Origin of the sequence: Arthrobacter sp. Hiyo1 (genome assembly GCF_001263615.2) — a bacterium.
GTDB lineage: Bacteria > Actinomycetota > Actinomycetes > Actinomycetales > Micrococcaceae > Arthrobacter.
Genome location: NZ_DF952468.1, coordinates 366,694 through 377,477 on the forward strand (window position 1 = coordinate 366,694; position 10,784 = coordinate 377,477).

General features: G+C 63.6%; 4 protein-coding genes and 3 pseudogenes. 5 read left to right on the plus strand and 2 right to left on the minus strand.

All coding sequences use genetic code 11. From position 1 onward, the window contains the following. The first annotated feature begins 150 nt into the window (after positions 1 to 150). The 5 genes and pseudogenes from glgX (at position 151) to AHiyo1_RS01655 (ending at position 9,017) form a co-directional block, all read left to right on the plus strand. A pseudogene (gene glgX, locus AHiyo1_RS01635) lies at positions 151 to 2,510 on the plus strand (glycogen debranching protein GlgX). Continuing rightward, positions 2,507 to 4,837, plus strand: a pseudogene (treY, locus tag AHiyo1_RS01640) (malto-oligosyltrehalose synthase). Before glgX ends, treY begins: the two co-directional pseudogenes overlap by 4 nt. Positions 4,838 to 4,895: 58 nt before the next feature. Beyond that, positions 4,896 to 6,652: pseudogene (gene treZ, locus AHiyo1_RS01645) on the plus strand (malto-oligosyltrehalose trehalohydrolase). Between the two features lie 75 nt (positions 6,653 to 6,727). After that, complete coding sequence (gene mgrA, locus AHiyo1_RS01650) at positions 6,728 to 7,765, plus strand: L-glyceraldehyde 3-phosphate reductase (protein WP_059387407.1); 1,038 nt, start codon at positions 6,728 to 6,730, stop codon at positions 7,763 to 7,765. A gap of 166 nt (positions 7,766 to 7,931) precedes the next feature. Continuing rightward, positions 7,932 to 9,017 carry an inositol-3-phosphate synthase gene (locus AHiyo1_RS01655; protein ID WP_059387408.1) on the plus strand — a complete coding sequence of 362 codons (1,086 nt, stop codon included), beginning with the start codon at positions 7,932 to 7,934 and terminating at the stop codon, positions 9,015 to 9,017. A gap of 210 nt (positions 9,018 to 9,227) precedes the next feature. Here the strand turns inward: AHiyo1_RS01655 and AHiyo1_RS01660 are convergent, their stop codons facing one another. Together AHiyo1_RS01660 and AHiyo1_RS26010 are read right to left on the minus strand one after the other, a co-directional pair. Beyond that, on the minus strand, positions 9,228 to 10,187 hold the full coding sequence (locus tag AHiyo1_RS01660; RefSeq protein WP_059387409.1) for a DUF559 domain-containing protein: 960 nt from the start codon (positions 10,185 to 10,187) through the stop codon (positions 9,228 to 9,230). Positions 10,188 to 10,355: 168 nt separating this feature from the next. Further along, the coding region (locus AHiyo1_RS26010) for a formate--tetrahydrofolate ligase (protein ID WP_253257108.1) at positions 10,356 to 10,784 on the minus strand (429 nt) is incomplete at its 5' end.

Genomic DNA, 10,784 nt, shown 5'->3' on the forward strand with positions numbered 1-10,784 from the left:
CCCGTTGACCGCTTCCGGCATCGCCCGGGCGGTCCCCGACGTCTTCCGATTTCTCGGGGAACATCGCGCCGGATGATCCCGGATGTTCCGTGAAAGTCGCATAGTCTCGCTAGGCTGGCAGAAAGTTATCCGGCACATGAAGGAGAACACATGGACGTTTGGCCAGGATCCGCATACCCGTTGGGGGCCACCTTCGATGGCACGGGAACCAACTTCGCGCTGTTCAGCGAGAAGGCGGAAAAGGTGGAGTTGTGTCTCTTCGACGACGATGGGGAAGAGATTTCCTACACCGTCAGCGAGGTGGACGGCTATGTATGGCATTGCTACCTTCCGCACGTCCAGCCCGGACAGAAGTATGGCTACCGCGTGCACGGTCCGTACGACCCTGCTAGCGGCCAGCGCTTCAATCCCAACAAGCTCCTCCTGGACCGTACGCCAAGGCCATCCACCGGCAGATCGACTGGGACCCGGCGCTTTTCTCGTACAACATGGGGGATCCGGACTCCCGCAATGACAAGGATTCCGCGCCCCACATGATGATGGGCGTAGTCATCAACCCGTTCTTCGACTGGGACGGGGACCACCTCCCGCGGATCCCGTACCACCGGTCCGTGATTTACGAGGCGCACGTCAAGGGCCTGACCCAGCTCCACCCCGAGGTTCCTGAGGAGCAGCGCGGCACGTACGCCGGCGTGGCCCATCCGGCGGTGATTTCCCACTTGCAAAAGCTCGGGGTGACGGCGATCGAGCTCATGCCGGTGCACCAGTTCACGAACGATGGCATCCTGCAAGACAAAGGACTGAACAACTACTGGGGTTACAACACGATCGGGTTCTTTGCCCCGCACAACAGCTACAGTTCCAAGGGCGATACCGGCCAGCAGGTCCAGGACTTCAAGGCCATGGTCCGTTCCCTCCACCGGGCCGGCATCGAGGTCATTCTCGACGTCGTGTACAACCACACAGCCGAAGGCAACCACCTCGGCCCCACGCTGTCTTTCAAGGGCATCGACAACTCCGCGTACTACCGTCTGATGGAGGGCGACGAGAAGCACTACATGGACTACACGGGCACCGGCAATTCGCTGAACGTGCGCAGTCCGCATTCGCTGCAGCTGCTCATGGATTCGCTGCGCTATTGGGTCACCGAAATGCACGTGGACGGTTTCCGCTTCGACCTCGCATCCACGCTGGCCCGTGAGTTCTACGATGTGGACAAGCTGTCCACCTTCTTCGAACTCATCCAGCAGGATCCCGTGGTTTCGCAGGTCAAGCTGATCGCCGAGCCGTGGGACGTCGGTCCCGGCGGTTACCAGGTGGGCAATTTCCCGCCGCAGTGGACGGAATGGAACGGCAAGTACCGGGACACGGTCCGCGACTTCTGGCGCGGAGAGCCCTCCACTTTGGGCGAGTTCGCCTCTCGGTTGACCGGATCGGCGGACCTTTACGAGCACTCCGGCCGGCGCCCGGTGGCGTCCATCAACTTCGTCACGGCCCACGACGGATTCACTCTGGCTGACTTGGTGTCCTACAACGAGAAGCACAACGAGGCGAACGGCGAGGGGAACAACGACGGAGAATCCCACAACCGTTCCTGGAACTGCGGCGTCGAAGGACCCACGGAGGACCCGAAGGTCCTTGGCCTTCGAGCCCGCCAGCAGCGGAACTTCATCGCCTCCATGCTCTTGTCCCAGGGTGTCCCAATGCTGCTGCACGGTGACGAGCTTGGCCGGACGCAGCGGGGCAACAACAACGGCTACTGCCAGGATTCCGAACTGACGTGGATCAACTGGGACAGCGTGGACCAGCCGCTGGTGGAGTTCACGGCAGCGGTCAGTGCCTTGCGCGCCAAGCACCCAACCTTCAGGCGCAGCCGTTTCTTCGACGGACGCCCGGTACTGCGAGGAGAAGGCGAACGGCTTCCGGACATCGTGTGGCTTGACGTCGACGGAACCACCATGACGCCGTCGGACTGGGACAGCGGCTTCGGCCGCTCCGTGGGCGTGTTCCTCAACGGTGACGGGATCCGCGGCCGGGACAACCAAGGCCGGCGCATCACGGACGTCAACTTCCTGCTCTACTTCAACGCCCACGACGACGAAGTCGGTTTCAAGGTGCCCTCGGACGAATACGCACCCGCGTGGGACATCATCATCGACACCGCCGGCGGCGGCGCCGATACCGAACCCGTGCAGGCAGAAGCGGTCCTGGGTGTTGGGGCCAAATCACTCGTGGTGCTGAGGGCACACAGCGTCCCGGACACGGACCCGGACCATTCCGTGGCCGCGTCCCTCGCCGCGCTGTCGCAGACGGCCACCACCGAAACGGCTTCCTTGACTTCGCCGGCTACACCGTCGCCGTCCACCCGGAAGCTCCAGGTTGTACCGGAAGCAACCCCTGAACCGAAAAAGCACCATGCTTCGGAGCCGAAGGCTGACCCCGAAAACAAGCCCGGCGCTGCACCGAAGAAGCCCAGGAAGCCACGCGCCCACAAGAACGGGGGATCATGAGGACACCCGTCTCCACGTACAGGCTCCAGATCAGGCCGTCGTTCACGCTCCAGGACGCTGCTGCCCTCACGGGTTATCTGCGCGAGCTCGGGGTGGATTGGGTTTACCTGTCGCCCATCCTGACGGCGGAGGAGGCTCGGACCACGGTTACGACGTCACAGACCCCTCCACCGTTGATGCTTCGCGCGGCGGCGTCGAAGGGCTCGCGGCGCTCTCCAAGGCGGCTCGGGAAGCCGGCCTCGGGGTGTTGGTAGACATTGTCCCCAATCACATGGGAGTCGCGTCGCCCCCGCAAAATGCCTGGTGGTGGTCCCTGCTCAAAGAGGGCAGGGCCTCCCGCTACGCGGAAGCGTTCGACGTCGACTGGGACTTCGGCGGCGGAAAGCTCCGCCTTCCGGTCCTAGGCAGCGATCACGACGTCGACAAGCTGGAAGTGCTCGACGGCGAATTGCGCTACTTCGATCACCGCTTCCCGCTGGCCGAAGGAAGCTACGCCGAAGGTGACAACGCCAGCGACGTCCATGCGCGCCAGCACTACGAACTGGTCGGCTGGCGCCGGGCCGACGGCGAACTGAATTACCGCCGCTTCTTCGCGGTAAACACTCTCGCCGGGATCCGCGTCGAAATCCCTTGGGTCTTCGATGAAGCCCACGCGGAGATCGCCCGATGGTTCCAGGGCGGGCTTGTTGACGGGCTGAGGATCGATCATCCGGACGGGCTCGCGGACCCGGCCGGGTACTTGGAGCGCCTGAAGGAAACCACGGCCGGCTCCTATCTGCTCGTCGAGAAGATCCTGGAGCCAGGGGAGGAACTTCCGGAGAACTTCGACTGTGAGGGGACCACCGGGTACGACGCCCTCGCTGACGTCGACCGCCTTTTCGTGGATCCCGACGCCGAAGCGCACCTTGACGCCTTGGATGCCAGGCTCCGGGGCACCGGCTCGCCCGCCGATTACCAAGCCATGATCCACGGGACCAAGCGGCGCATCACGGACGGCATCCTGCATTCGGAAATCCTGCGGCTCGCACGGCTCGTCCCGGACTCTCCGGAGCTGCCCAATTCAGGGGTAGCCAGCCCGGAGGTGGTTGACGCGCTGGCTGAAATCATCGCTTCGTTTCACGTCTACCGGAGCTACCTCCCGTATGGCAAAGACACCTTGGTGGAGGCCGTCGAACGGGCTGCCCGCACCAGGCCGGAGTTGGAACCCGTCATCAAGGCACTGCTTCCGCTGCTGCTCGAGGCCAGCCATGAACTGGGCCGCCGCTTCCAGCAGACCTCCGGCATGGTCATGGCCAAGGGCGTGGAAGACACCGCGTTTTTCCGCTACACACGCCTTGGCACGCTGACTGAGGTGGGAGCGGATCCGACGGAATTCGCCTTGACCGCGCCCGGATTCCACGAACGGATGGTACGTCGCCAGGCGCTGCTGCCGCTGTCCATGACCACCCTCACCACGCACGACACCAAGCGCAGCGAAGACACCCGCGCCAGGATATCCGCGATCTCCGAGGCAGTCCCCGAATGGGAAGCGTTCGTGGACCGCATGCAGGAACTGGCCCCGATTCCCGACGGGCCACTCGCAGCCCTCGTATGGCAAGCCATCGCAGGTGCGTGGCCGGCCAGCCGTGAACGCCTCCAGGGTTACGTCCTCAAGGTGCCCGCGAAGCCGGCAACTCCACCAGCTGGACCGAGCCGAACGAAGCGTTCGAAGCGACGCTCGCCTCCGCCGTCGACGCCGCCTTCGATATGCCCGAGCTGACGGCCGCCCTGGAAGAGTTCGTTGCCTGGTGGACCCGTACGGGACGTCCAACTCACTGTCGGCGAAGATGGTCCAGCTGACCATGCCGGGCGTACCGGACGTCTACCAGGGGACCGAGTTCTGGGATCGTTCACTCACCGACCCGGACAACCGGCGCGCGGTCGACTTCGAACGGCGGAAGGCCGCCCTCGCAGCCATCGACGCCGGTGTCCAGACTGAAGCGCGGGACGAGCTGGCCAAGTTGTTGGTGACATCCAGGGCACTGCGCTTGCGCCGGGACCGGCCGGAGCTTTTCGGCGGTTACAGCGCTGTCGATGCCCAGGGTCATGCGGCCGAACATCTGATCGCGTTCGACCGTGGCGCCCTTGCCACCGGGGGCGGTGCCATCACTTTGGCCACGAGGCTCCCGCGGAAGCTTGAGCGGAACGGAGGGTGGCAGGACACCTTCATTCGTCTTGGGAGCGCGGTCCGGGATGAACTGACAGGCAACAGCTACCCTCCGGGCGAGGTTCACGTCGCAAGGCTTCTGCAGAGATACCCGGTGGCCTTGCTCGTACCCATTGGCTAGTCGGAGCACCAACAACGGCGGGCAAACGAAGCCCGGACAAGACGATTGAGGGGGAGCGATGGCCGAGAAGACCAGCGCCGGGAAACGGTTCGATGTATGGGCCCCGTTTGCGGAATCTGTCACTCTGCTCGCGAAGGAGCAGCGCCACGATATGCGGTTGCACGACGACGGCGCCGCGGCTGGTGGACGGCGGACGTACCAAGAGAGCCCGGGACCGACTACGGCTATTTGGTGAACGGCGAGGGTCCCTTTCCCGACCCCAGATCGCAGCGCCAGCCGGACGGGGTGCACGCTCTTTCCCGCACCTTCGACGCCTCGTCGTATGCCTGGAACGATACGGATTGGGCGGGGCGCGGGCTCGGCGGCGCGGTCATCTATGAGCTCCACCTCGGAACCTTCACGCCGGAAGGCACCCTGGACGCGGCCGTGGGAAAGCTGGATTACCTCGTTGAACTTGGAATCGACTTTGTGGAGCTCCTGCCTGTCAATGCGTTCAACGGCGCCCACAACTGGGGCTACGACGGCGTGCTGTGGTTCGCCGTCCACGAGGCTTACGGCGGACCGGAGGCCTATCAGCGATTCGTGGATGCCGCGCATGCTGCCGGACTCGGTGTGATCCAGGATGTGGTCTACAACCATCTGGGACCCAGCGGGAACTACCTGCCGAAGTTCGGCCCCTACCTGAAGTCCGGCGAAGGCAACACATGGGGCGACTCAGTGAATCTGGACGGCCCCGGTTCCGACGAAGTCCGTCAATACATCCTGGACAATGCCGCTATGTGGTTGAGCGACTTCCACGTGGACGGGCTACGCCTCGACGCCGTACACGCCCTCCGCGATGAGCGGGCCGTCCATATCCTGGAAGACCTCGCCAGCCTCGCGGACGGGATCGAAGCCGAAACTGGCGTCCCCAAGACCTTGATCGCGGAATCGGACCTGAACAACCCTCGCCTCATCTACCGCCGGGACACCAATGGCTACGGCCTGGAAGGTCAGTGGAGCGACGACTTCCACCACGCCGTGCACGTCAACCTCACAGGCGAGACTGCCGGCTACTACGCGGATTTCGATTCCTTGGGCGCACTGGCAAAGGTGCTTGAACACGGTTTCTTCCACGACGGGAGCTACTCAAGTTTCCGCGGCAGGCACCATGGCCGCCCCATCCGCCCGGGGCTGGTTCATCCTGCCGCGTTGGTGGTCTGCAACCAGAACCACGATCAAATCGGCAACCGCGCCGCCGGTGACCGCCTGAGTTCCAGCCTGTCGTACGGGAGGCTCGCGTTGGCCGCCGTGCTGACCATGACGTCGCCATTCACCCCGATGCTCTTCATGGGCGAAGAATTCGGCGCGTCCACGCCCTGGCAGTTTTTCACGTCGCATCCCGAGGAATGGCTCGCAGAGGCCACGGCAAAGGGCCGGCTCAAGGAATTCGAACGGATGGGCTGGGACCCCGCGTTGGTGCCGAACCCCCAAGACCCGGAGACCTTCGAACGCTCCAAGCTCAAGTGGGAGGAAGCGCACGACGGCGATCACGCCCGATTACTGGAACTCTACCGGGCGCTTGCGAACCTCAGGCGCTCGACGCCGGAGCTAGCGGGCGGTGGATTCACCGACACCCACGTCGACTTCAGCGAAGAGGACAAATGGCTCGTTCTCAGCAGGGGAGCCGTGAGGGTTGCTTGCAACTTCGGGAACCGGACCCTGACGAAGGCGATGGGCGGTGAAGTCTTGCTCGCCACGGACTCCGCGGCCGCCGTCGGGAACGGAGAGCTGACCCTCCCGGGGGAGAGCGCCGCCGTCGTGCGCCTTGAGTGACTGTGCCTTAAGTGAGCGTGCCCACATGACGGACATCGCGCTTCGAGCCTCGAAGGCGGTGGCAGGATGGTAGGTATGACTTATTCGGCTGCGGAAAACCGCTATGAAACCATGCCCTACCGCCGCGTCGGACGCAGCGGCCTCAAACTTCCCGCGATCTCGCTGGGACTGTGGCACAACTTCGGCGACGACAAGCGTTTCGAAGAGCAGCGCGCCATCCTGCGCCGGGCCTTCGATCTGGGTGTCAACCACTTCGACCTTGCCAACAACTACGGTCCGCCGGACGGATCGGCTGAAACGAACTTCGGCCGTCACCTGAAGGACGACTTCAAGCCGTACCGCGACGAACTCGTCATTTCGACCAAAGCCGGTTACTACATGTGGCCCGGCCCCTACGGAGAATGGGGCTCCCGCAAGTACCTGCTCTCCAGCCTTGACCGGTCGCTGCAGCGCATGGGACTGGACTACGTGGACATCTTCTACAGCCACCGTCCCGATCCGGAAACCCCGCTGGAAGAAACCATGGGCGCCCTGGACCACGCTGTCCGCTCCGGCAAGGCGCTCTATGCCGGAATCTCCTCCTACACCCCGGAGCAGACCCTGGAGGCAGCCCGGATTCTCAAGGAAATGGGCACGCCGCTCCTCATCCACCAGCCCAGCTATTCCATGCTGAACCGCTGGACCGAGAACGGTTCGCCCAACCTTTACGAAACGCTTGACCAGGTTGGCGCGGGATCCATCGCCTTCTCCCCGCTGGCACAGGGGATGCTCACCAACCGGTACCTGAACGGAATCCCCGCGGACTCCCGCGCCGCCAAGGAACGGTTCTTGTCCGAATCGGCGCTGACCGAGGAAAAGCTGAGCCGGGTGCGTGGTTTGAACGCCATCGCCGAAGGACGCGGCCAGACCCTCGCCCAAATGGCGATCGCTTGGATCCTGCGCGATCAGCCGAAGGGTTCGCCGGTGACCTCTGCCCTGGTGGGCGCGTCAAGTGTGGCGCAGCTGGAGGACACCGTGTCTGCGATCAACAACCTCGACTTCACGTCGGAGGAACTGACAGCGATTGACGAGTTCGCCGTCGAGTCCGACATCAATCTGTGGGCGCAGAAGTAGATTCGAAAAACTTAATACACTTGCGGGGCCGGCTGGGAACAAAGCCGGCCCCGTTCAGGTTGGCTACAATGCTAAGAGCGCCGAATGGCGCTGTGCCTTTAAGACGCCGTCGTACATACAGGTACTGACGCGCTAGGCACCTGAGGTTAGTTCTCAAAGGAGTTCCGTGTCTTCACATCCGATTCGTGTCGCCATTGTCGGCGTAGGTAACTGCGCCGCTTCGCTGGTCCAAGGTGTCCACTACTATCGCGATGCCGACCCCCAGGCCACGATTCCGGGTCTGATGCATGTTGAGTTCGGCAAGTACCACGTCAACGACGTCCAGTTCGTCGCTGCCTTCGACGTCGACAGCAAGAAGGTCGGCCTCGACCTCGCGGACGCCATCGGCGCCAGCGAGAACAACACCATCAAGATCGCCGATGTCCCTTCCACTGGCGTGACCGTGCAGCGCGGCCACACCCTGGATGGTCTGGGCAAGTACTACCGCGAGACCATCGTCGAGGCTCCGGAAGAGGCAGTGGACATCGTCGCCGCACTGCGCGAAGCCAAGGCCGACGTCATGGTCTGCTACCTGCCGGTGGGTTCCGAGGATGCTGCGCACTTCTACGCCCAGTGCGCCATCGACGCCGGTGTCGCCTTCGTCAACGCCTTGCCGGTCTTCATCGCGGGCACCAAGGAATGGGCCGACAAGTTCACCGCCGCTGGTGTGCCGATCGTCGGCGATGACATCAAGAGCCAGATCGGTGCCACCATCACGCACCGCGTCATGGCCAAGCTCTTCGAAGACCGCGGCGTCACGCTGGACCGCACGTACCAGCTCAACGTCGGCGGCAACATGGACTTCAAGAACATGCTGGAGCGCGACCGCCTGGAATCCAAGAAGATCTCCAAGACCCAGGCCGTGACTTCCAACGTCGAAGCCGTCCTGCACGCCGACGACGTCCACATCGGCCCGTCCGACTACGTCGCCTGGCTCGATGACCGCAAGTGGGCGTTCGTCCGACTCGAAGGCCGCAACTTCGGCGACGCCCCGGTGTCGCTGGAATACAAGCTCGAGGTCTGGGACTCCCCGAACTCCGCCGGCGTGATCATTGACGCCATCCGCGCCGCCAAGATCGGCCTGGACCGCGGCATCGGCGGCCCGCTGCTCTCCGCTTCCAGCTACTTCATGAAGTCCCCGCCGGAGCAGTTCAACGACGACATCGCCCGCGAAAAGGTCGAGGCTTTCATCCGCGGCGACGTCGAGCGCTAAACGCTCGCTCACTTATGCCGGGTTTTTGACGGACGCTCGCTCACCTATATCGGGTTTTGGCTGGACGCTCGCTCACTTATGCCGGGTTTTTGACGGACGCTCGCTCACTTATGCCGGGTTTTGGCGGACGCTCGCTCACGTATATCGGGTTTTGGCGGGACGCTCGCTCACCTTCGGGTGAGCGAGCGTCCGTCGTTTAACGCCCGTTCGCTACACGGCGCTTGCAAAGCCGGATGCGACGGCGGGATCGACCCACGCTGATCGGAGCGCCTTCTTGATCTTCTTGGTGGCAGACTCGAATCCATCTGCCAAATCGTCCTTGCGGAACACGAGGACGGTCCATCCGGCTGCCTCGAAGGCTTTGTTCCGGCGTCGATCATTGAGGGTCTGGGCCTCCGCGAGGTGATGGCCGCCGTCGTACTGAATGGCGATCCGCCGTCGGCGGAACCCCAAATCCGCCGACGGCGAGAACGGATCGTCACTTCGCAAGCTGAGCTGGAGTTCGGGTTCGGGGATTCCAGCGTCCAGCATGGCCAAACGAAGCAGGGACTCCGGCGCCGAGTCTGCGCCCACGCGCATCAGTTCGAGCGCTTGCCGGGCACGGACGACGCCTTGCAAATTTGGATGGCGCTCCACCAGAACACGCAGTCCTTCAAGGGTCGCGAACGGCGTGTCCCGTCCTTCCAGGGCCTGGCGGGGCACTCGAATCAGCTCGTCGCCCATACAGACGAGGTCGTTCAAAGGCAGCAGCCGGGCCATGTCCAGCCAAGTGCGTGGGCGCGTGCTGATCCGTATTCCATCAACCGATTCGACCTCGTTCTCGGCCGCGATCACCCTGTGCCCGATTACGCCTTTGCGGCGGGTTCCAGGCAACGATCGGGGCTTGCTGAGGTGCAGCTCCGTAGAATCGGCAAGCCACGGTGGAAGGCAGGAAGAGCGAAGGCGCGCTGCCGTCACGTGCGAGATCCAGGCCCCCGGGGTAGCAGCCGACAACGCACGTGCGGCGGACTCAAGTTCGAAGTCCCAGCCGATCGGACGGTAGAGGCTACGGCTGACGCGTTCGACGTCGGCGCGAAGCAGACGGCCGCGCGGGACACCTTGGGCTTGGGCCTGGGTGAGCGTGAACGGTCCTGAAAGCAGTTCGGCGGGAAGGGCGAGCTCGTTTTGCATACCCGCATTGTGCCGTAAAGGGGCGGATGCCCGCAGAAGTTATCCACAGGCCTGGGATTCGGCCGACGATCCGGCCGCCTTCCGGCGCCACGGGTGAGCGAGCGTCCCGCGAAAGTGCCCTATAGGTGAGCGAGCGTTTCCCGAAAGGGGGCCATAGCTGAGCGAGGGTCAGAAGAGACCCACCGGATTGCCGTGCTCATCGACGTCCATTCGCATCGCGGCGGGCTCCTTAGGTAAACCCGGCATCGTCATGACAGCACCCGTCAGCGCGACAATGAAGCCCGCCCCGGTCTTGGGAATCAGCTCGCGGACGTGCACCGTGAAACCCTTGGGGGCGCCCAACTGGGACGCGTCGTCAGTGAATGAATACTGCGTCTTTGCCATGCAAACGGGCATTCCGCTCCAGCCGTTTCTCCGGATGTCCGCGAGGCGCCTGAGCGCAGGGACGGAAAACTCCACACCGTCGGCACCATAGATTTCCTGCACGATCGTGCGGATCTTGTCCTCAACGGACAGGCCAAGGGGGTACAAGTGCCGGAAGTCCGACGGCGTTGCTGCCGCCACCGCCGCGGCGACCTTCGCCGCGAGCTCGTCACC

What these genes read in the sequence shown, in the direction of transcription:
- mgrA (WP_059387407.1), top strand. Translation starts at nt 6,728, where the DNA reads ATGACTTATTCGGCTGCGGAAAACCGCTATGAAACCATGCCCTACCGC.
- AHiyo1_RS01660 (WP_059387409.1), bottom strand. Translation starts at nt 10,187, where the DNA reads ATGCAAAACGAGCTCGCCCTTCCCGCCGAACTGCTTTCAGGACCGTTC.